We start from the raw sequence: 20,698 nt of genomic DNA, 5'->3' as shown, positions 1-20,698 counted from the left end.
GACCGCCACTTGCCGCAACTCGCGCGCAGCAAGCGGGCCGGCAGGCCGGGCAGGCGGACGGGACGGGTCAGGCCGTGAAGGCGGACCGGTCGAAGGGGCCGACGACCGCGAGGGACATCGGCCGGCCGAGCAGGTCGGCGGCGAGACCGTTCACGTCGTCCAGGGTCACCGCGTCGACCCGGGCCAGCAGCTCGTCCACCGGCATCAGGTCGCCGTAGAGCAGCTCACCCTTGGCCAGTCGGCTCATCCGCGATCCGGTGTCCTCCAGGCCGAGGACGAACGAGCCCTTGCTCATCCCCTTGCCCCGGGCCAGCTCGGCCTCGGTGATCCCCTCGGCGGCCACCCGGCGCAGCTCCGCCCGGGTCAGCTCCAGCACCTCGTCCACCTTGCCCGGCGCGCAGCCGGCGTAGACGGCGAACAGGCCGCTGTCGGCGTACTGGCTGGCGTAGGAGTAGACCGAGTACGCCAGGCCGCGCTGCTCGCGGATCTCCTGGAACAGCCGGCTCGACATGCCGCCGCCGAGGACGTTGTTGAGCACCCCGAGGGCGAAACGCCGCTCGTCGGTGCGGTCGATGCCGGGACACCCGAGGATCACGTGGGCCTGTTCGGTCTCCTTCGGCTCGACCAGGGTGGCGGCCGGCTTGGTGCGTACCGCCGGGGCGGCCGGGCGGTGCGGGGCCGGCACCGCCGGATCGGTGTCCAGCGGGGTGCCGCGCAACGCCTGCCGGACCAGCTTGACCACGGCGGCGTGGTCGAGATTGCCGGCGGCGGCGATGACGATCTGCGGCGGGGTGTACCGGCGGCGGTAGAAGCTCTGGATCTGCCGGCGGGTCATCGGGGTGACCGTCTCCTCGGTACCGGAGATCAGCCGGCCGAGGGGGTGATCGCCGTAGACGGCGCGGGCGAACAGATCGTGCACCTCGTCGCCCGGCTCGTCGTCGTGCATGGCGATCTCTTCGAGGATCACGCCACGCTCGGTCTCCACGTCGGCGTCGTTGAGCACCGAGTCGGCGACCAGGTCGCACATGACGTCGATGGCCAGCGGCAGGTCCTCGTCCAGCACGCGGGCGTAGTAGCAGGTGTATTCCTTGGTGGTGAAGGCGTTGGTCTCGCCGCCCACCGCCTCGATCGCCGAGGAGATGTCCAGCGCGCTGCGCTTGTGGGTGCCCTTGAAGAGCAGGTGCTCCAGGAAGTGCGCCGCGCCGCCCTGCGGGCCCGTCTCGTCGCGGGAGCCGACGGCCACCCAGATGCCGAACGAGACGCTGCGCATCGCCGGGATCGCCTCGGTGAGCACGCGCAGCCCGCTGGGCAGCACGGTACGGCGTACGGTCCCGCCCAGCGGGTCGTCACTGAGCGTACGGGTGACCGCGCGGGTCGAGCCGCCGGCGGACCGGGTGCTCCCGGAGGCGTGCCGGACGGCACCGGGCGGTGCCACCCCCTGTCGGCCCGCAGGAGAAGACGCACGCCGGGTCCGACTCACGAAAACCTGCTTCCAGTTCGACGAGGGGTGGGTGGTGCGGTGATCACGGCCGACGGCTCCGGATCGGGGTGGCCCGACGCGCCACCGCCGGAGGCGGCGGCGCCGGGCGACGGCACGGCGTCACGCGCCGCGCCGGAGTTGCCGAGGGCCGGGGCGACACCGTCGGCGTCGCCCCGGCCCTCGTGGATCAGCTGTGCCGGGTCCGGCGACGCGGGCGGGACTCGCCGCCGCCCTCGCCGCCCTCGCCGCCCTCGCCCCGCTCCGGGCCACGGCTGCCGCGCTCGCGGTCGCCCCGGTCGCGCGGGCCACGGTCGCCCCGGTCCCGGCCGGCCGGACGCTCGGCGGCGCCCTCATCGGCGGCCGGCGCCTCGGCGCCCTCCGGGCGGACCTTGTCCAGGTAGATCTTGCCGCGCTGGTCGATGTCGGCGATCTCCACCTCGACCTTGTCGCCGACGTTGAGGAAGTCCTCGACCTTCTCGACCCGCTTGCCGTCGCCCACCTTGGAGATGTGCAGCAGGCCGTCGCGGCCCGGAAGCAGCGAGATGAAGGCACCGAACGCGGCGGTCTTCACCACGGTGCCGAGGAACCGGTCGCCGACCTTCGGCAGGGTCGGGTTGGCGATCGCGTTGATCCGCTCGACCGCGGCCTGGGCCGACGGGCCGTTGGTCGCGCCGACGTAGATGGTGCCGTCGTCCTCGATGGAGATCTCGGCGCCGGTCTCGTCCTGGATGGCGTTGATGGTCTGGCCCTTCGGGCCGATCACCATGCCGATCTTGTCGACCGGGATCTTGACAGTGGTGACCCGCGGCGCGTAGTCCGACATCTCGGCCGGGGCCTCGATGGCCCGCTGCATCACGTCGAGGATGGTCTGCCGGGCCTCGTGCGCCTGCTGGAGCGCGGCGGCCAGCACGTCCGACGGGATGCCGTCGAGCTTGGTGTCGAGCTGGAGCGCGGTGACGAACTCCCGGGTGCCGGCGACCTTGAAGTCCATGTCGCCGAACGCGTCCTCGGCGCCGAGGATGTCGGTCAGCGTCACGTACCGGGTCTTGCCCTCGACCTCGTCGGAGATGAGGCCCATGGCGATGCCGGCGACCGGGGCCTTCAGCGGCACACCGGCCGACAGCAGGCCCAGCGTCGAGGCGCAGACCGAGCCCATCGAGGTGGAGCCGTTGGAGCCCAGCGCCTCGGAGACCTGCCGGATCGCGTACGGGAACTCCTCGCGCGACGGAAGCACCGGGATGAGCGCCCGCTCCGCGAGGGCGCCGTGACCGATCTCGCGCCGCTTCGGCGAACCGACCCGGCCGGTCTCACCCGTCGAGTACGGCGGGAAGTTGTAGTTGTGCATGTAGCGCTTGGACTTCTCCGGGGAGAGGGTGTCCAGCGACTGCTCCATGCGCAGCATGTTCAGCGTGGTGACGCCCAGGATCTGGGTCTCGCCGCGCTCGAAGAGCGCCGAGCCGTGCACCCGCGGCAGCACGCCGACCTCGGCGCTCAGCGGACGGATGTCGCGCGGGCCACGGCCGTCGATGCGGACCTGCTCGCGCAGCACCCGGCTGCGGACCTCGGACTTGGTCAGCGACCGGAACGCCGCGGACAGCTCCTTCTCCCGGCCCTCGAAGCGTGCGCCGAGCTCCTCGACGACCTTGGCCTTGACCCGGTCGAGGGCCTCCTCGCGGTCGTGCTTGCCGGCGATCTTCAGGGCCTCGGCGACCTCGGCGCGGGCCACCTCGGCGACCGCCTCGTACGCGTCGTCCAGGTAGTCCAGGAAGATCGGGAACTCGGCGACCGGCTTGGCGGCCACCTCGGCCAGCTCGCTCTGCGCCCGGCACAGCTCCCGGATGGCCGGCTTGGCGGCCTCCAGGCCGCTGGCGACGACCTCCTCGGTCGGGGCGGTGGCCCCGCCGGCGACCAGCTTCACGGTGTGCTCGGTGGCCTCGGCCTCGACCATCATGATCGCGACGTCGCCGTCCGGCAGGGCCCGGCCGGCCACCACCATGTCGAAGGTGGCCCGCTCCAGCTCCTCGTACGTCGGGAAGGCGACCCACTGGCCGTCGACGTGCGCCATCCGGGTGGCCCCGATCGGGCCGGAGAACGGCAGGCCGGAGAGCTTGGTCGACATCGAGGCGGCGTTGATGGCCACGACGTCGTACGGGTGCTGCGGGTCGAGCGCGAGGACGGTCTCGACGACCTGGACCTCGTTGCGCAGGCCCTTGACGAAGGACGGGCGCAGCGGCCGGTCGATCAGCCGGCAGGTGAGGATAGCGTCCTCGCTGGGCCGGCCCTCACGGCGGAAGAACGAGCCGGGGATGCGGCCCGCGGCGTACATCCGCTCCTCGACGTCCACGGTCAGCGGGAAGAAGTCGAACTGCTCCCGCGGCTGCTTGCTGGCCGTGGTGGCGGAGAGGACGACCGTCTCGCCGAGCTGGGCGATGACGGAGCCGGCGGCCTGGCGGGCCAGCCGGCCGGTGGAGAAGGTGACCTCACGGGTGCCGAAGGCCCCGTTGTCGATCGTTGCGGTGCGCGATTCGTTGCCGAGTCGGTTCTCGGTCATGGTGCAGCAATGCTCCTTCGCATCGGGGGCCCGCGACGCGGGGAGCTGCTCAGACGGCCGGTCTTCGATCGAAGCGCCCGGGTGACCGGCGGATGCCGGGGTGCCCGGAGGCCACTACCGGAGACCGGTACGCCGACCGGCTCCCTCTCGGGTGGTCGCGTGGCCCGGTTTTCTCAGTGGTACCGGAGCGGGGGAGCGGCCGTGCGGCCACTCCCCCGTCAGGTCACCGGCGCAGGCCGAGCCGCTCGATGAGCGACCGGTAGCGGTTGATGTCCTTCTTCTGGACGTAGTTGAGCAGCCGACGGCGACGGCCGACCAGCAGCAGCAGCCCGCGGCGGCTGTGGTGGTCGTGCTTGTGCACCTTCAGGTGCTCGGTGAGCTCGGCGATCCGCTTGGTGAGGACCGCGACCTGCACCTCGGGCGAACCGGTGTCGCCCTCGGCGGTCGCGTACTCCGCGCGGATCTTGGCCTTGGCTTCCTGGTCGAGCGCCATGTTCTCCCTGTTTCGTGGGTCGTTCGATGAGGTCCGTCGGATCGCTAGCGGCGACCGGGGCTCGGACCGGTCCTCGCACCCGCGGCGTCGTGCAGGCACGCGAGGCCCCACGTCGGTCAGCCGACGTCCCCGCCAGACTACCAGCCCGGCCGGGAACCACCCGGTGAAGGGCCGCGTGCCGGCCGGTGATCGTGCCGCGCGCCGGTCGCGCGGGGGCGGCCGACGGGCTCAGCCGAGCGCCTGGCGGGTCCGCTCGACGTCCTCGGCGATCTGGGCCAGCAACGGCTCGATCGAGTCGTACGTCCGTTGTTCCCGCAGGTGCGCCACGAAGTCCAGGGCCAGCCGCTCGCCGTACAGGTCACCGGTGAAGTCGAGCACGTACGCCTCCACCCGGCGCTCCCGTCCGGAGAAGGTCGGGTTGGTGCCGATGGAGACGGCCGCCGCGAGCGGCTCCCGCCCGCGACGTACCAGCCGGGCGGCGTACACCCCGTCGGCCGGGACCGCCGCGTACCGGTGGGTCAGCAGGTTGGCGGTCGGGTAGCCCAGCTCGCGTCCGCGCTGGTCACCGCGGACCACCACGCCCTCGACCCGGTGCGGGCGCCCGAGCGCGACGGCCGCCGCGGCCACGTCGCCCGCGTCGACGCAGGACCGGATGTACGTGGAGGAGAAGACCGTCCCCGCCTCGGCCACCAGCGGCGCGCCCTCCACCCCGAAGCCGAAGGTGCGGCCCAGCCGTTCCAGCAGGGCCACGTCGCCGGCCGCCTTGTGCCCGAACCGGAAGTTGTCGCCGACCACCACCTCGGCGGCGTGCAGGTGCTCGACCAGGATGTCGTGCACGAACGCCTCGGCCGGCAGCCGGGAGAACTCCGGGGTGAACGGCACCACGCAGAGCACGTCGACACCGAGCGCCTCGACCAGTTCCGCCTTGCGGGCCGGTTCGGTGAGCACCGCGGGGTGCGAGCCGGGGCGCACCACCTCGGCCGGGTGCGGGTCGAAGGTCACCACCACCGACTTGACCCCCAGCTCACGGGCGTGCGCCACGGCGTGGCCGATGGTGGCCTGGTGCCCCTTGTGCACCCCGTCGAAGACGCCGATGGTGACCACCGAGCGCCCCCAGCCCCCGGGTGCCGCCTCGTACCCTCGCCACCGCTGCATGCCGATCCTCCCCTGTTCGCCGCGCCGCCGTTGTCAGGCCGGGGCCAGCACGATCTCCGCGCGGGCCCGCCCGTCCCGCTCGCTGACGATAGCGATCAACCCGCCGTCCGGCCCGAACACGGCGTACGGGCCGGCGATGCCGGCCGGGTCGAGCGGGCCGCCGTGGGCGAGGACCTTCGCCTCGTCGGCGGTGGCGTCCCGACGCGGGAAGAACCGGTCGGCGGCCTCGGCCAGCGGCAGGTTGACCACGTCGGGGGCGCGTTGCTCCAGCGTGTCGAGGGTGGCCGCCTCGGCCAGGGTGAAGCCGCCCACGGCGGTGCGGCGCAGCGCGGTCAGGTGGCCGCCGACCCCGAGCGCCAGGCCCGCGTCCCGGGCGATGGCCCGGATGTACGTCCCGGAGGAGCAGGTCACGTCCACGTCCACGTCGACCACGTCCGGGGTGTCCCGGCGGACCGCCAGGACGTCCAGCCGGGAGATGGTGACCCGCCGGGCGGGCAGCTCGACGCTCTCCCCCTCGCGGACCCGCTTGTACGCCCGCTGGCCATTGATCTTGATGGCGCTGACCGCACTGGGCACCTGGTCGATCTCGCCGGTCTGGGCGGCGAGCGCGGCACGGATCGCGTCGTCGGTGACCGTGCCGGCCGCGGTGGTGGCGATCACGTCACCCTCGGCGTCGTCGGTGACGGTGGCCTGGCCGAGCCGGATCGTCGCGGCGTAGCTCTTGCCCGCGCCGATCACGTAGGTGAGCAGTCGGGTGGCCCGGCCCACCCCGATCACCAGCACGCCGGTGGCCATCGGGTCCAGCGTGCCGCCGTGCCCCACCCGCCGGGTACGCGCCAGCCGCCGGATCCGCGCCACCACGTCGTGTGACGTCATCCCGCCGGGCTTGTCGACCACGATCAGACCGTCTGTGCTCACGACCGCCAAGCCTGCCAGACCAGGACACCGCCGCACCCGCCCCCCTCCGAGTCGCCGCCACCGCACCACTTCCTCGACGCCGCCCGGCATCTCCTCGACCCCGTCAACGGGGCGGCGGGACGCCGGTCCGGCATGCGAAGATCACCCGCCATCTCATCCAGCGGATCAGGAACGGGAATGACGGACGAAGATCCCCGCCGGTTCGACCAGCTCTTCACCAGTGACGAGCCGGTGAAGGTCCCGGACTGGATGCGCACGCCGGTCCAGGAACGCGAACTGACCCGCGCGGAGCGACTCCGCGTCGGCTGGGCGCGGCACAGCGGAAAACTGCTCGGCCTCGTCGGCGCGTTGGTGGTCGTGGGCGTCCTGGCCTTCCTCGGCACCGCCGGCTGGCGCTTCGTCGCCAAGGTCAACCGGGGCGAGGTGGTGCTCGGGGGGCTGGCCCCGACCACGGCGCCCCGGCAGGTGGACGCGGACGGCAACACCCTCGGGGTATACCTCGACACCCCGGCCGAGCAGTTCGCCGAGGGCGAGGCCGCCATCGTCCTACCGCCGGCCCGCGCCACCGGACCGTTCACCGCGAAACAGGTCACCACGGCGCTGACCGCCGTCCAGGCGGCACTGATCGAAGGCCGGCTGCACCCCGACCGGCTGGCCACCGATCCCCAGCCCTTCCTCGCCATGCTCGCCCCCGACGATCGAGCGGCGGTACGCCGAGACCTGGCCGAGGGCAGGAACCTCGGCTACGCGACCCGGATCCTCCCCAACGCCAACCCCTCGTGGGTGCCGCAGGACGGGATCCGGGCGCGCGGCACCATCGAGTACAAGACCACCGCGGAGGACGGCATCCGGATGCTGGCCGTCACCACCCGCTTCATCTGGGTCTATTCCTTCGACCTGTTCCAGGCGCAGAAGCACCCGCCGGGGACGGAGTTGGTGACCGTACGCGATGAGGTGGTGTGGCGGTTCCCGCATCCGGACGACGTCCAGAAGTCGTCACAGGGGCTCTGGATCCAGGACGCCGACGTGACCATCGCCGGTGCACCGTGCGCGGCGCTGGATCAGGGCTACATCGCGCTGGAGTACGACCCGGTCGACCGGATCGTCGCTCGGCCCGGACCGGCGTCGACCGCCGACATCTACGACTCGGGTTGGCAGCCGGGCGACGGCGAGGAGTGTTGAGGGCGGTGGCGGTGGTCAGCGGACCGCGCCGACCACCGCCCAGCCGCCGGAGCGCAGCCGCAGCAGCAGGGCGGCCAGGCGGAGCGCCACGAACAGCGTCAGGCCGGCCCAGATCCCGCCCAGCCCGAGATCGAGCCCGTAGGCCAGCCAGATGGCCGGCAGGAAGCCGCCCAGCGCCGCCGCGATGGTGACGTTGCGCAGGTAGCGGACATCCCCGGCGCCGATCAGCACCCCGTCGAGGGCGAAGACCACCCCGCCGATCGGCTGAAGCGCGACGAACCACGGCCAGGCGACCATCGCCTGCTCGCGTACCTGCGGGTCGGAGCTGAACCAGGACGGCACCAGGCCGGCGCCGGCGGCGATGAGCACCGCGAAGGCCACCCCGCAGGCCCCGCCGAGCAGCGCGATCCGGCGGGCCAGGGCGCGGGCGCCGACGGCGTCGCCGGCGCCGAGCGCCGCGCCGATCAGCGCCTGCGCGGCGATCGCGAGGGCGTCCAGCACCAGCGCCGTGAAGAACCACAGCTGTACGGCGATCTGGTGGGCGCCGACCGCGGCGGCGCCGAACCGGGCGGCGACGGCGGTGGCGGACAGGAAGCTCGCCTGAAAGGCGACCCCGCGGATGAGCAGGTCACGACTGAGCACGAGCTGCTGGCGGATCAGCCGTGGCCGGGGACGCAGGGAGATCCGCTCGCGTACCAGCGCCGCCGCGAAGAGGCCGCCGGAGATGGTCTGCGCGACCGCGTTCGCCACCGCCGAGCCGACCAGGCCGAGCCCGACCGGATAGACCAGCAACGGGCAGAGCAGCGCGGAGAGCAGGTTGGGGGCGAGCACGAAGAGCAACGGCCGGCGGGTGTCCTGGACACCGCGCAGCCAGCCGTTGCCGGCGGCGGCCAGCAGCAGGCCAGGCGCGCCGAGCGCCGCGATCCGCAGCCAGTCCGCGGCGGCGTCGGCCACCTCACCGGAACCGCCGACGAGGGTACGCGCCAGCCACCCGCCGCCGACCTGGATGGCGAGCGCCACCAGCACACCGGCGGCCAAGGCGAGCCAGGACGCCTGGACCCCCTCGGCCACCGCCGCGGCCCGATCCCCGGAACCGAACCGCCGGGCGGACCGCCCCGTGGTCCCGTACGCGACGACGGTGCCGAGCCAGGCGGTCAGGGTCAGGACCGTGCCGCCGACGGCGAGCGCGGCGAGCGGGACGCGACCCAGGTGGCCGACCACCGCCGTGTCGACGAGGACGTAGAGCGGTTCGGCGGCGAGCACCACGAGTGCCGGCAGGGCGAGCGCGGCGATCCGGCGTGGCGACGCGGCATCGGTGGCGGGTGCGGTGGTCTGACTCATCGCAGCCGATCCTCACACGTCGCCCGTAAGGAACGCAATCAGCCGGACCACTTACAGGTGCCGCCCACCCCCACCCCGTGGGTCGGGCGGGCGGATCACTGACGGGTGTCCATCGAGGTCTGCAGCGCGCGGCGCATCTGCTCGCGCGCCTCGTCGGTGGTGGTCTCGGTCTGCGGCTTGCGCTTGGTCGCCATCGGAGTTCCCTTCCAGGGTGCGGGACCACCGGCACCCGGTGGCCCGACGGGCCGACGAACTCCGGCTCGGACGCATTCGCCGATGCCGATTGGATCCGTCGGTGCTGCTGGGCGCCGGGGCGGCGGCCCGGGATCACCGGGGCGGCTCGCCTGACAGCGTGAGCGCGGGTCGGCCTGACCCTGGCGGGAGGCGGCACCGGGTGTGGCGCCACCGCCCATGACCAGCGCCGAAGCGCTGGCCCTCACCTAAATTAACGTTTACTTTCCACATGCTGCCCACTGTTCCCGCGATACGGACACCGGTCGGTCAGCGGGCCAGGAAGTGCCAGCCGAGCCACCACCAGAAGCCGAACAGGCCGATCCGCCCGACCGGCACCGGGCCGACCTCGTAGCGCATGACGAAGGCGCACACGTCGGCGAGCGACGGGATCCGCGAGCCCTCCCGCCGGGCGACCCACTCGACGGCCGCGAAGAGCAGCAGCGCGGTCAGGAAACCGCCGATCGCCAGAGTTCGCATCATCGGCGGACCAGCCCCCAGAACGCGGACAGCCAGGCGAACCACGCCGCGGAACGGACCAGGTGATCCTCCAGCAGCGGATCGGCCAACAGGGAGAAGGTGGGGAACTCGTCGCCGACGTTCAGCACGAAGGTCGCCCCTTCGAAGACCCCGAAGATGGTGACCGGCACCAACCACCAGATCGCGCCGGACGGCAACCGGCCCGGCGCGGGCCGCCGGGGCACCCGGTTGCTCAGCCCGATCCAGATCAACGCGCCACCGGTACCGAGCGTGTAGAGGTTGGCCTGGGCGGAGAAGGACGGCAACTGGCCGCCCACGAGAGAGAGACAGATCAGCACCGGGACGGAGACCACTGGACGGTCCCAGGCTCGGGGCACCTCGGCGGTGAGCTCGCGGGAATGATCCATCACCCGATTGTCCCCACCGTCACGGAACGCGGGAAGGCCAGTACGCCCCGGAATCGCCCCTGAGATCAGACCGTCAGCAGCGCCCCACCCAGCTCGGCGCGGATCCGGTCCAGCACCTCGTCGACCGTGCCCCGCCCGGTGAACCCGGCCGCGAACCGGTGCCCGCCGCCGCCGAGCGCCACCGCCACCCGGCTCACGTCCACCGCGCCCTTGCTGCGCAGCGAGACCGCCCATTCGCCGGGCGCGACCTGCTTGACCACACAACTCACGTCTGCCTCGGCCGTGCAGCGCACCGAGTCGATCAGTGCCTCCAGCACGTACGCCGGCTGGCCGTACCGGGCCAGGTCGTCCTGGGTGGCGTACGTCCAGACCAGCCCGCGCCCGGCGGCGGCGGCCGGTTCCAGCCGGGCCCGGCCCAACACCTCGCCGAAGAGCCGGACCGCGCCGAACGGGCGGGTGTCGAAGATCCGCCGGGAGATGTCCCCGGGGCGGATGCCGGTGGCCAGCAGCCGGGCCGCCATCCGGTGCACCTCGGGCGTGGTGGCCTCGAAGCGGAACGAGCCGGTGTCCGTGCTCAGCGCGACGTAGAGGCAGGTGGCGATCTCCGCGTCCAGCGGCACCCCGAGCCGCTCCAGCAGCCCCTCGGCGACCACCGAGGTGGCCGCCGCGTGCGGGTCCACCAGGTGGATGCCGCCGAACCGGGTGTTCGAGGCGTGGTGATCCAGCACCAGCGCCGCGCCGGCCTTGTCCAGCCGGTCAGCCAGGTCGCCCAGCCGGGACTCGCTCGCCACGTCGAAGCAGATCACCAGGTCCGGATCCGGGTACGCCTCGTCCTGCGGCACCAGCAGGTCGAGCCCGGGCAGCCAGCGGAACGGCTCGGGCACCTCCGGCGGCCCGGGAAAGGTCGCCTGGAGGTGGCGTACGCCCCACCGGCGCAGGCCCAGCCCGAAGCCGAGCATGCTGCCCAGCGCGTCGCCGTCCGGGTTGACGTGACAGATCAGCAGCACCCGCGCGTCGGCGGGGAGCCCGCGTACCGCCGCGAGGGCGGCCGCCCAGTCGGTGTCGGTGGGGCCGGCACCGGCCGGCGTACCGCCCTCGGCGGGTGAGGTCACCGGCGGTCGCCGCCGCGCGGCTCGTCGTCGCCGGTCTCGGCGTCCTCGACGTCGGCGTCCTCGTCCTCGTCCTCCAGCCGGTACGGCTGCGCGTCGCCCGCGTACTGGGCCTTGGCCGCCAGCCGCTGCACCTCGGCGTCGGCGTTACGGGCCGCCGCGAGCAGGTCGTCGATGTGCTTTACCTGGTCCTGCACGTCGTCCAGGACGAACGTCAGGGTCGGCGAGTGGCGCAGCCCGAGCGCCTTGCCGACCGTACTGCGCAGCATGCCCTTGGCGCTCTCCAGCGCGGCGGCCGTGCTGGCCTGGGCCGCCGCGTCGCCGAGCACCGTGTAGAAGACGGTGGCGTCGCGCAGATCGGCGGTGATCCGGGCGTCGGTGATGGTGATCATCCCGAGCCGGGGGTCCTTGATCTGGCTCCGCACCACCGACGCGACCAGTTCACGGATGCGCTCCGCGTGCCGGCGTACCTTGGCCGGATCCGTCATGTCCCCCACCTCCAGGGCTTCCCACTCCCGGCCGGAGACGACGGCGCGGGCGCCGCCGGGTCCGACCCCTCAACAACTCGAACACTACCCGCGCCGCCCCGCCCGCCGCGCAGGGCCGCCGGTGCAAGGAAGGGCGCCCTATTAACGCCTCGTGCGGGTAAAGGGCCCTTCCTAACGGCCTGCCCGGGCGCGGCCCGGTCAGTCCTCCGCGCCGTAGAGACGGCGGCGGACGGAGAGCAGCTCGGTCTCCGGGCGGGCGGCCACCAGCCGCTCGCAGGAGTCGAGCACCTCGCGGACGTGAGCCGCCTCGGCGGCCACCACGGCCACCCCGATCTCCGCCCGCCCGTGCAGGTCGAGCGCCCCGACCTCGGCGGCCGACACCTCGAACCGGCGCAGCGCGGCGACGATCGGCCGGACGTACGAACGCTTGGCCTTCAGGGACCGGGAGTCCCCCGGCAACAACAGGTCGAAGTGCGCGGTTCCCGTGTACACGGCGAGCAACGGTACGCCCAGCCCACCACCCGGGTCACCCGTTTTCCGCCGACGGCTCCGGCCGCCGCCCGGCGTCACGCGCCGCCGAGCGGGAGTCGTCGACAGCTTCAGCTCGCCGCGCGGCGTCAGACCTGCCGAGCGGGAGCCGCCGGCGCGACCGCCACCAGCACGTCCCGGTCGATCGCCTGATCGACCCGGTGCGCGAGATCCCGGTAGCCGGGCCCGTCCACCACCCGCAGGCCGGCCCCGGCCAGCACCTCCTCGGCCGCCGCCCGTGGGGCCACCTGGGTGTTCCAGGACAGGCCCAGCGCCCCGCCGGGGCGCAGCAGCTCCCGCCAGACCGGCACGGCCGCGCCGAGCAGGTCCAGCGGGCTACGGGACAACCCATGACCGGTACGGCTGCCGTGCGCCACCCCGTACGGGGCGTCGGTGACGATCACGTCGGCGCAGGCCGGCCGGAGCACCTCCCGGGCCCGGGTGGTGTCGGTGTGCAGCATCGTGACGCGCTGGGTCGCCCCGGCCCGGTGCTCGTCCCGGGACGGCGCGAGCACCGCCTCGAACCGCCGGGCGAGCAGTTTGCGGTCCCGGCGTACCGACACCATCTCCGCGGTGTGCTTGAGCCGCTTGCGGCGCAGCCAGGTACGCAGGAACGCGGCGTACGCGTCGACGTCCTTACCGTCATGCTCGACACCGATGCCGTCGTAGCCGTACATCAGCGCCTGGTTGAGCGTGGTGCCCCGGCCGCAGAGCGGGTCGAGCACCACGAGCCGCCGGTCCAGCATGCCGCCGGCCGAGGCGGAGGCCAGCAGGGTGACGTTGAGCAGCAGTCGGGTGAACTGCTCGTTGGTCTTGCCGGCGTACTTCGGGATGGTGATCAGGTCGGAGTCGTACCGGGCCAGGGGGCGCAGTGGCACCGGCCGGAGCAGGTCGTCGCCCACCCGCTCGAACAGCGCGTACGCCGCCGACAGGTTGGCCAGGTACGCCAGGTCCCGGGTGCCCGGCCCCGGCTCGGGCGCGGCGAAGGTCAGGTACTCCACCCCGCCGATCCGCTCCACCGCGATCTCGGCGGGCGCCGCGTCGAGCACCCCAGAGCCGGCGAAGGCCGACAGTTCGGCGCGGGCCAGCCGGCCGGTCGCGTCGGCGTAGACCCGGTTGGCGGAGGGGGCGAGGAGCAGCGCGTACCTGAGCACGCCGGAGATTGTCGCAGTACGCGCAGACGGCGACGGCCGGGACCCAGGGGTCCCGGCCGTCGGTCGTTCACGCCGCTCAGGCGCGCGGCTTCTCCCGCATCTCGAAGGTCTCGATGATGTCGCCGACCTGAACGTTGTTGAAACCGCTCAGCGTCAGACCACACTCGAAGCCCTCGCGGACCTCCGTCGCGTCGTCCTTGAACCGCTTGAGAGAGCTGATCGTGAGGTTGTCCGCCACGACCGCCCCGTCCCGCAGCAGCCGCGCCTTGGCGTTGCGGCGCATGATGCCGGACCGGACGATACAACCGGAGATGTTGCCGATCTTGGACGAGCGGAAGATGTCGCGGATCTCCGCGCTCCCCAGCTCGACCTCCTCGTACTCCGGCTTGAGCAGACCCTTGAGGGCGGCGTCGATCTCCTCGATGGCCTGGTAGATGACGGTGTAGTACCGGATCTCCACGCCCTCGCGGTCGGCGATCTCGCGAACCTTGTTGGCGGCCCGCACGTTGAAGCCGATGATCGTGACCGCCTCGGACGAGGCGCTCGCGAGCATGACGTCGCTCTCGGTGATCGCACCCACGCCCCGGTGGATGATCCGAAGCTGGACCTCCTCCGGGATGTCGAGGTTGAACAGCGCGTCCTCGAGCGCCTCCACGGAACCGGAGCCGTCGCCCTTGAGCACCAGGTTGAGCGAGGTCTTCTCGCCCTCCTTGAGCTGCTCCATGAGCGTCTCGAGGGTGGCCCGGCCACGGGAGTTGGCGAATGCCGCCGCCCGCCGCCGCGCCTGGCGCTGCTCGGCGATCTGCCGCACGGTCCGGTCGTCCTCGGCGGCCAGGAAGGTGTCACCCGCACCCGGCACCGTGGTCAGACCCAGCACCATGACCGGACGCGACGGACCGGCCTCGTCGACCGGCTTGCCGTTCTCGTCCAGCATGGCCCGGACCCGGCCGTGCGCCCCACCGGCGACGATCGAGTCGCCGGCCCGCAGGGTGCCCTTCTGCACCAGCACCGTCGCCACCGAACCGCGGCCCTTGTCCAGGTGCGCCTCGATGGCGACACCCTGCGCCGGCCCGTCGATCGGAGCGGTCAGCTCCAGCGACGCGTCGGCGGTCAGCAGCACGGCCTCCAGGAGGTCCTCGATGCCGATGCCGGGCTTCGCGGCCACGTTGACGAACATGGTGTCGCCGCCGTACTCCTCGGCAACCAGGCCGTACTCGGTCAGCTGCTGGCGGACCTTGTCCGGGTTGGCCTCCGGCTTGTCGACCTTGTTGACCGCGACCACGATCGGCACGTCCGCCGCCTTGGCGTGGTTGAGCGCCTCGATGGTCTGCGGCATCACGCCGTCGTCGGCCGCGACCACCAGCACCACGATGTCCGTCACCTGGGCACCACGGGCACGCATGGCGGTGAACGCCTCGTGACCCGGGGTGTCGATGAAGGTCACCGCCCGGTCCTCGCCCTCGTGCGGGACGTGGACCTGGTACGCGCCGATGTGCTGGGTGATGCCACCCGCCTCGCCGGCCACCACGTTCGCCTTGCGGATCGCGTCGAGCAGCTTGGTCTTACCGTGGTCGACGTGACCCATGACGGTCACCACCGGCGCACGGCTGACCAGGCGGTCCTCCGACACCACCGCGTCGAGGTCGATGTTGAACTGCGCGAGCAGCTCGCGATCCTCGTCCTCCGGGCTGACGATCTGCACGTCGAAGCCGAGGTGCTCACCCAACAGCAGCAGGGTGTCGTCGGAGCACGACTGGGTCGCGGTCACCATCTCGCCCAGGTTGAACATCTCCTGGACCAGCGAACCCGGGTTGGCGTTGATCTTGTCGGCGAAGTCCGACAGCGAGGCGCCACGGGACAACCGGACGACCTGACCCTGACCCCGGGGGGCACCCGAGGACATGGTCGGGGCCGACAGGTTGTCGAACTCCTGTCTGCGCTGCTTCTTGGACTTGCGGCCTCGGGTCGGCTTGCCACCGGGACGCCCGAAGGCACCCGCGGTGCCGCCGCCACGGCCACGGCCGCCGCCACCCGGACGACCGGCGCCACCGGCCGGCGCACCCGGACGGAAGCCACCGCCGGCACCGCCACCGCCGCCACCGGGGCCACCCCGGTAGCCGCCGCCACCGCCGCCGCCACCGGGACCACCCCGGTAGCCGCCGCCACCGCCGCCACCCGGACCGCCACGGAAACCACCGCCGCCGCCACCGGGACGACCGGCGCCACCGCCGGGACGACCCGCGCCGGGGCCGCCAGGGCGACCGGGGCGCTGGCTCGGCATGGAGGCCGGGCTGGGCCGCGGCGGCATCGAGGCCGGGCTCGGCCGCGGCGGCATCGAGGCCGGGCTGGGCCGCGGGCCACCCGCACCGGCGGCCGGGGGCCGCTGCTGCTGGCCGCCCTGGATGCCGAACGGGTTGTTGCCGGCGCCGCGCGCCGGCGGACGACCGCCGGGCCGCGCGCCCGGACCCGGGGCCGGCGCGCCGGGACGACCGGCAGCCGGGGAACCCGGACGGGGCGGCATGGTGCCCGGACCCGGACGCGGGCCGGGACGGGGGCCACCCTCGGTCGGGGGCTCCCGGCGGACGTTCTCGCGCTGCTGCTGGCGGGCGGCCTGCGCGGCCTTGACCGCGGCCTCCTGCTCAGCCTTCAGTGCGGCGGCACGCGCCTCGGCGGCCGCCACCTCGATGTCGTGCGCGCTCGCCGGCTTGGCCACTGGAGCCGCCGGCTGCGGCGGACCGGGAACCGGACCCTTGGGCTTCGGCCCGGGGGTCGGCGGCGTCGGCCGCCGGGGCGGCATCGGCTTGGCCGAGATCCGGGGGGCACCCGGGGTCGGCGACGGCGTCGGGGTCGGGGTCGGCGCCGGGGTGGGCGCGGCCGCCGGCGGGGCGGCCGGCGCAGCCGCACCGGCGGAGGCCACGAAGGCGCTACGCAGCCGTCGGGCGACGGGCGCCTCGACGGTGCTGGACGCGGACTTCACGAACTCGCCCATCTCCTTGAGCTTGGCGAGAACGGTCTTGCTTTCGACCCCGAGCTCCTTGGCGAGCTCGTGTACGCGGGCCTTTCCTGCCACTGCACTCCTCACTCCGAGGTCGTGCGGGCAGCACCCGCAGCGACCTCACTCGTGCACTTGAAGCCTGGTCATTTCTGCGACTTCATCGTGTGCTCATGTCGGTCGTCCTACCTTGCTAGCGACCCTCGACCGATCGGGCTGACCGGTCGTCGGGGTTGGCGCGTCAACGTGCTCCGCCAGCACGCCGTGATCGATGATCCCGGCGATGCGCAGTGCCCGCCCGAAGGCGCGGCGCCGCACCGCTTGCGCGAAGCAGGCCGGATCTGGGTGCATGTTTGCTCCCCGACCCGGCAGTCTGCGGGCCGCATCGGGCCGGAGGCTGAAGTGACCAGCCCCGTCACCGAACGCGACAATCCGCAACAACTCGCTGGCCGGCGCTCGTTTCCGGCAGCCCACACAGGTGCGCTCCGGCAGCGCGCGTCGTGCCACTGGAGGAAGTCTACCCCTAGCTGCTCGAGATCGCGCCGCCCGGCTCGGGTACGTGATCAGCCCCGCTCCGGTCGCCCGTGTCTGCCTGCTCCGCGTCGGAACGGATGTCGATCCGCCAACCGGTCAACCGGGCCGCGAGCCGGGCGTTCTGCCCTTCCCGGCCGATCGCCAGCGAGAGCTGGAAATCCGGCACGGTCACCCGGGCGGTCCGGCTGGCCAGGTCGACCACCTCCACCCGCAGCGCCTTGGCCGGGGAGAGCGCGTTGCCGACGAAGGTGGCCGGGTCGTCCGACCAGTCGATGATGTCGATCTTCTCGCCGTGCAGTTCGCTCATCACCGCGCGGACCCGCTGGCCCATCGGGCCGATGCAGGCGCCCTTGGCGTTGACCCCCGGCGCGGTCGAGCGCACCGCGATCTTCGTACGGTGACCTGCCTCACGGGCGATCGCGCCGATCTCCACCGTGCCGTCGGCGATCTCCGGCACCTCCAGCGCGAAGAGCTTCTTCACCAGCGCGGGGTGCGACCGGGACAACGTGATCTGCGGCCCGCGCATTCCCTTGGCCACGTGCACGACGACGCAGCGGATCCGCTCGCCGTGGTCGTACCGCTCGCCGGGGACCTGCTCGGACTGGGGCAGGACGCCCTCCAGCTTGCCCAGGTCGACGCTGACGATGCCCTTCTCCTTACGGGCCTCGTGCGCCTGCACCACGCCGGTGACCAGGTCACCGTCGCGGCCCACGTACTCACCGAAGTGCACCTCGTCGGTGGCCTCCCGCAGCCGCTGGAGGATCACCTGCTTGGCCGTCATGGCCGCGATCCGGCCGAAGTCGTGCGGGGTGTCGTCCCACTCCCGTACCACGGCGCCCTCGGCGTCCACCTCCTGGGCGTACACCGAGGCGGCCCCGGTCTTGCGGTCGATCTCCACCCGGGCATGCGGCTCGGCGCCGTCGGTGTGCCGGTAGGCGGTCAGCAGCGCGGTCTCGATCGCCGCGAGGATCGTGTCGAACGGGATCTCCCGCTCGCGCTCCAGTGCGCGCAGCGCCGCGAGGTCGATGTTCACCTCTCCTCGTCCTCCACATCATCTTCGTCGTCGATGTCGTCGATGTCCTCGCCGGCCTCGTCGTCGGCCAGCTCGTCCAGGCGGCTGAACTCCACCTGGACCCGGCCGGGCCCGAGCTCGGCGTACGGGTGTGCCACCCGGCCGGCGTCGGTCTCCAGCACCACGTGCTCGTCGTCGGCCTCGACCACCCGGCCGGTGAGCTGGCGGTCCGCCGCGGTCCGCTGCTCGGGCACGCCCGCCCCGCCGCGCACGGTCACCTTGACCAGCCGGCCGACGTTGCGCCGCCAGTGCCGGGGCAGGGTGAGCGGCCGATCCACCCCCGGCGAGCTGACCTCGAGCTGGTACTCGCCGGCGACGATGTCGCCGCCGGCCTCCTCGGCCGCGTCGAGCGCGGCGGAGACCGCCCGGGACACGTCGGCGACGGCGTCCAGGTTGATCCCGCCGTCGGCGTCCACGATCACGCGGACCACGTGCCGCCGGCCGGCTCGGGAGACGGAGAGGTCCTCCAGGTCGTACCCGGCGGCGGTGACCACCGGCTCGATCACCTCACGCAGCCGGGCCCGGCGCGCATTCAGGTCGCCACGGGGCGCGCCGCCCCGGTCCCCCGTACGGGGACCGTCGGCCCGGCGGGGTCGCCCGGAGGGCCCCGTCGGCCTGGTGGCACGGCCACGCTGCGTCATCTGGCGCACCCTTTCGCTGTCGAACGGGCCGTTCGGCCCGCCATGCCGGCACGCCACCGGGGCGGACGCGCCCGGTGGCTGCGCAGAGCGTAACGCGCGGGCCGGGGCGCGGGCCCGGCGGCGCACCGACGCCACTGGCCCACAAGCCGGCGGAGATGGTGTTGACTTGTCCGGTGGCGACAGGCAGAACGACACAGCGCAACGGAGCACCCGGACATTCCCGGCGAAACCTGCTGCGCGCCGGGGCGCTGGTGGCGCTCGGCGGCGCCGCCGTACCGCTGACCGGCTGTGATCTTTTCGACGACGACCAGCCGCCGGCGCCGGACCCCCTGGAGCCGCTCGCGGCCGAGGCAGCCGAGCTGGAGGGCCGGTACCGGGCGGCCATCGCCGCCGCCGCGACGCTGGCCGACCGCCTCACCCCGATCGCCGACGCCCACCAGGCGCACGCCGCCGAGCTGCGCAAGGTCATCGGCCGCCCCGCCCCGTCCGGTACGCCGGCCGCCGGCCCGACCGTGACGGCCACCGATCCGCAGGGGCTGCTGGCCGAGCTGCGGCAGGCCGAACAGCAGGCCCGGGAGAACGCCGCCAAGGCGTGCGCCGCCGCGCCGGGCGAGCGGGCCGCGCTGCTCGGCTCGATCGCGGCCGCCCGGGCGACCCACCTGGAGGTGCTGAAGTGACCCCCCGTACCGCACCGACCGGGCCGGCCCAGGCGCTGGCCGAGGCGCTCGCCGCCGAGTACGCCGCGATCTGGGCGTACGGGGTGATCGGGGTGCACCTCGCCGACGCGGCCCGCACCGCCGCCCGTTCCGCCGAGGCGGCCCACCGGACCCGACGGGACACCCTCATCCTCCAGTTGAGCGAGGGCGGCGCCCAGGTCCCCGCCGACCAGGCCGGATACGCGCTGCCGTACCCGGTGACCGACAAGGCGAGCGCGCTCAAGCTGGCGGTGGAGATCGAGGAACGGACGGCCGGCCACTGGCGGGCGGCCCTGCCGCACACCACCGGGGCCGACCGGAACCGGGCCCTGGCGGCGCTGACCGACTGCGCGGTACGCGCCACCCGCTGGCGGCGCACCGCCAAGGTGGCCCCGGCCACCGTTCCGTTCCCCGGCCGGCCGACCTGAGCCGAGGTCTCGATCACTCGGCGCAGCACTCCGGTTGCGGCCCGCATACCAGGTATGCATACTCCTCGCCATGTCCATCCGTCACGGCCTGCTCGCGCTGCTCGAACGCGGCCAGATGTACGGCTACCAACTGCGCGCCGCGTTCGAGGAGTCGACCGGCTCGACCTGGCCGCTGAACATCGGGCAGGTCTACACCACCCTCGCCCGCCTGGAACGCGACGGCCTGGTCCGCTCGCTGCCGGAGAGCGACGGCGGGCAGCGGCCGTACGAGATCACCGACGCCGGGCGGGCGGACCTGACCCTCTGGTTCGCCACCCCGATCAGCCACGCCGACCGGCCCCGGGACGAGCTGTCGATCAAGCTGGCCCTGGCACTCACCACCCCCGGGGTGGACGTCCGCGCGGTGGTGCAGACCCAGCGCAGCGCGACCATGCGCGGGTTGCAGGAGTTGACCCGGTTGAAGTACGCCAGCGACAAGCCGGAGGATCTGCCCTGGCGCCTGGTGCTGGACGCGATGATCTTCCAGGCCGAGGCGGAGATCCGCTGGCTCGACCACTGCGAGACCAGCCTGGTCCGCTACCGCCCCACCCCGACCCGGCCGCCACTGCACACCGAGGCGGTGGACCGGGCCGACGAGGAGGCCCGCCGGTGAGCGCGAGGAGTGAGCCGATCCTGCGAGCCCCGCAGCCGCGAACGAAGGTGACACCGTGAGCGCGAGGAGTGAGCCGATCCTGCGAGCCCCGCAGCCGCGAACGAAGGTGGCACCGTGAGTGAGGTCCTGGAGCTGCGGGACGTGTACCGCACCCACGGCGGCGGAGA

General features: G+C 73.2%; 20 protein-coding genes. 4 read left to right on the top strand and 16 right to left on the bottom strand.

Translation table 11 applies throughout. The features are described 5' to 3' along the window. Positions 1-67: 67 nt before the first annotated feature. From GA0070604_RS07030 to truB, 5 genes are all read right to left on the bottom strand, one after another. The gene (locus GA0070604_RS07030; protein WP_208601981.1) at positions 68-1,435 is read right to left on the bottom strand and encodes a M16 family metallopeptidase; all 1,368 of its coding nucleotides are present in this window, start codon (positions 1,433-1,435) and stop codon (positions 68-70) included. Between the two features lie 232 nt (positions 1,436-1,667). Continuing rightward, entirely contained in the window at positions 1,668-4,031 is a 2,364-nt protein-coding gene (locus GA0070604_RS07025; RefSeq protein ID WP_091116051.1) for a polyribonucleotide nucleotidyltransferase, read from the bottom strand. A 223-nt stretch (positions 4,032-4,254) separates the two neighbouring features. Then, positions 4,255-4,524: a 30S ribosomal protein S15 gene (rpsO, locus tag GA0070604_RS07020; RefSeq protein ID WP_043962418.1), complete on the bottom strand. Its 270-nt coding sequence runs from the start codon at positions 4,522-4,524 to the stop codon at positions 4,255-4,257. 228 nt (positions 4,525-4,752) lie between these two features. After that, positions 4,753-5,679, bottom strand: a complete 927-nt coding sequence (locus GA0070604_RS07015) for a bifunctional riboflavin kinase/FAD synthetase (RefSeq protein WP_091116047.1) — start codon at positions 5,677-5,679, stop codon at positions 4,753-4,755. 33 nt (positions 5,680-5,712) lie between these two features. Beyond that, a complete protein-coding gene (truB, locus tag GA0070604_RS07010; RefSeq protein ID WP_091126953.1) occupies positions 5,713-6,597 on the bottom strand; it encodes a tRNA pseudouridine(55) synthase TruB in 885 nt (294 codons plus the stop codon). A gap of 177 nt (positions 6,598-6,774) precedes the next feature. On the opposite strand from truB, the gene GA0070604_RS07005 reads away from it, so the two are divergent. After that, a complete protein-coding gene (locus GA0070604_RS07005) occupies positions 6,775-7,779 on the top strand; it encodes a hypothetical protein (protein ID WP_091116042.1) in 1,005 nt (334 codons plus the stop codon). Between the two features lie 15 nt (positions 7,780-7,794). Here the strand turns inward: GA0070604_RS07005 and GA0070604_RS07000 are convergent, their stop codons facing one another. The 11 genes from GA0070604_RS07000 to rimP form a co-directional block, all read right to left on the bottom strand. Beyond that, complete coding sequence (locus tag GA0070604_RS07000; RefSeq protein ID WP_091116038.1) at positions 7,795-9,120, bottom strand: MATE family efflux transporter; 1,326 nt, start codon at positions 9,118-9,120, stop codon at positions 7,795-7,797. Between the two features lie 501 nt (positions 9,121-9,621). Further along, entirely contained in the window at positions 9,622-9,831 is a 210-nt protein-coding gene (locus tag GA0070604_RS06995) for a DUF6186 family protein (protein ID WP_208602232.1), read from the bottom strand. Then, a complete protein-coding gene (locus tag GA0070604_RS06990; protein WP_091116031.1) occupies positions 9,831-10,238 on the bottom strand; it encodes a hypothetical protein in 408 nt (135 codons plus the stop codon). The genes GA0070604_RS06995 and GA0070604_RS06990 overlap by 1 nt, the downstream gene beginning before the upstream one ends. 65 nt (positions 10,239-10,303) lie before the next feature. Further along, positions 10,304-11,350 (bottom strand): DHH family phosphoesterase, encoded by a 1,047-nt coding sequence (locus GA0070604_RS06985; RefSeq protein ID WP_091116028.1) that lies wholly within the window; start codon positions 11,348-11,350, stop codon positions 10,304-10,306. Continuing rightward, positions 11,347-11,835, bottom strand: coding sequence for a 30S ribosome-binding factor RbfA (gene rbfA / locus GA0070604_RS06980; RefSeq protein ID WP_091116024.1), 489 nt, complete (start codon positions 11,833-11,835; stop codon positions 11,347-11,349). Before rbfA ends, GA0070604_RS06985 begins: the two co-directional genes overlap by 4 nt. A 198-nt stretch (positions 11,836-12,033) precedes the next feature. After that, positions 12,034-12,327, bottom strand: coding sequence for a DUF503 domain-containing protein (locus GA0070604_RS06975; protein WP_091126952.1), 294 nt, complete (start codon positions 12,325-12,327; stop codon positions 12,034-12,036). A gap of 125 nt (positions 12,328-12,452) precedes the next feature. Next, positions 12,453-13,517, bottom strand: a complete 1,065-nt coding sequence (locus GA0070604_RS06970) for a TRM11 family SAM-dependent methyltransferase (RefSeq protein WP_091116021.1) — start codon at positions 13,515-13,517, stop codon at positions 12,453-12,455. Between the two features lie 76 nt (positions 13,518-13,593). Continuing rightward, positions 13,594-16,587 carry a translation initiation factor IF-2 gene (gene infB, locus GA0070604_RS06965; RefSeq protein ID WP_091116017.1) on the bottom strand — a complete coding sequence of 998 codons (2,994 nt, stop codon included), beginning with the start codon at positions 16,585-16,587 and terminating at the stop codon, positions 13,594-13,596. Positions 16,588-16,680: 93 nt separating this feature from the next. Next, positions 16,681-17,016: a YlxR family protein gene (locus tag GA0070604_RS06960; RefSeq protein WP_091116013.1), complete on the bottom strand. Its 336-nt coding sequence runs from the start codon at positions 17,014-17,016 to the stop codon at positions 16,681-16,683. A gap of 16 nt (positions 17,017-17,032) precedes the next feature. Continuing rightward, positions 17,033-18,076, bottom strand: coding sequence for a transcription termination factor NusA (gene nusA / locus GA0070604_RS06955; RefSeq protein WP_091116010.1), 1,044 nt, complete (start codon positions 18,074-18,076; stop codon positions 17,033-17,035). Beyond that, positions 18,073-18,756: a ribosome maturation factor RimP gene (gene rimP / locus GA0070604_RS06950; protein ID WP_091116006.1), complete on the bottom strand. Its 684-nt coding sequence runs from the start codon at positions 18,754-18,756 to the stop codon at positions 18,073-18,075. The genes nusA and rimP overlap by 4 nt, the downstream gene beginning before the upstream one ends. Positions 18,757-18,986: 230 nt before the next feature. Here rimP and GA0070604_RS06945 point away from each other — a divergent pair, with 230 nt between their 5' ends. The 3 genes from GA0070604_RS06945 (at position 18,987) to GA0070604_RS06935 (ending at position 20,531) form a co-directional block, all read left to right on the top strand. Continuing rightward, a complete protein-coding gene (locus GA0070604_RS06945; RefSeq protein WP_208602231.1) occupies positions 18,987-19,433 on the top strand; it encodes a hypothetical protein in 447 nt (148 codons plus the stop codon). Further along, positions 19,430-19,879 (top strand): ferritin-like domain-containing protein, encoded by a 450-nt coding sequence (locus tag GA0070604_RS06940; RefSeq protein WP_091116000.1) that lies wholly within the window; start codon positions 19,430-19,432, stop codon positions 19,877-19,879. Before GA0070604_RS06945 ends, GA0070604_RS06940 begins: the two co-directional genes overlap by 4 nt. A gap of 70 nt (positions 19,880-19,949) precedes the next feature. Next, a complete protein-coding gene (locus GA0070604_RS06935; protein WP_091115996.1) occupies positions 19,950-20,531 on the top strand; it encodes a PadR family transcriptional regulator in 582 nt (193 codons plus the stop codon). The last annotated feature ends 167 nt before the right edge of the window (positions 20,532-20,698 follow it).

The sequence above is a fragment of the Micromonospora eburnea genome (assembly GCF_900090225.1).
Lineage (GTDB): Bacteria > Actinomycetota > Actinomycetes > Mycobacteriales > Micromonosporaceae > Micromonospora > Micromonospora eburnea.
Note: the sequence above shows the minus strand (reverse complement) of the source record. Positions and strands in the feature narration are given on the sequence as shown.

Coding starts and splice junctions, on each gene's coding strand:
- rpsO (WP_043962418.1), bottom strand. CDS start 4,524: ATGGCGCTCGACCAGGAAGCCAAGGCCAAGATCCGCGCGGAGTACGCG.
- rbfA (WP_091116024.1), bottom strand. CDS start 11,835: ATGACGGATCCGGCCAAGGTACGCCGGCACGCGGAGCGCATCCGTGAA.
- GA0070604_RS07015 (WP_091116047.1), bottom strand. CDS start 5,679: ATGCAGCGGTGGCGAGGGTACGAGGCGGCACCCGGGGGCTGGGGGCGC.
- rimP (WP_091116006.1), bottom strand. CDS start 18,756: ATGACGCAGCGTGGCCGTGCCACCAGGCCGACGGGGCCCTCCGGGCGA.
- GA0070604_RS06995 (WP_208602232.1), bottom strand. CDS start 9,831: ATGCGAACTCTGGCGATCGGCGGTTTCCTGACCGCGCTGCTGCTCTTC.
- GA0070604_RS06990 (WP_091116031.1), bottom strand. CDS start 10,238: ATGGATCATTCCCGCGAGCTCACCGCCGAGGTGCCCCGAGCCTGGGAC.
- GA0070604_RS07000 (WP_091116038.1), bottom strand. CDS start 9,120: ATGAGTCAGACCACCGCACCCGCCACCGATGCCGCGTCGCCACGCCGG.
- GA0070604_RS07005 (WP_091116042.1), top strand. CDS start 6,775: ATGACGGACGAAGATCCCCGCCGGTTCGACCAGCTCTTCACCAGTGAC.
- GA0070604_RS07025 (WP_091116051.1), bottom strand. CDS start 4,031: ATGACCGAGAACCGACTCGGCAACGAATCGCGCACCGCAACGATCGAC.
- GA0070604_RS06935 (WP_091115996.1), top strand. CDS start 19,950: ATGTCCATCCGTCACGGCCTGCTCGCGCTGCTCGAACGCGGCCAGATG.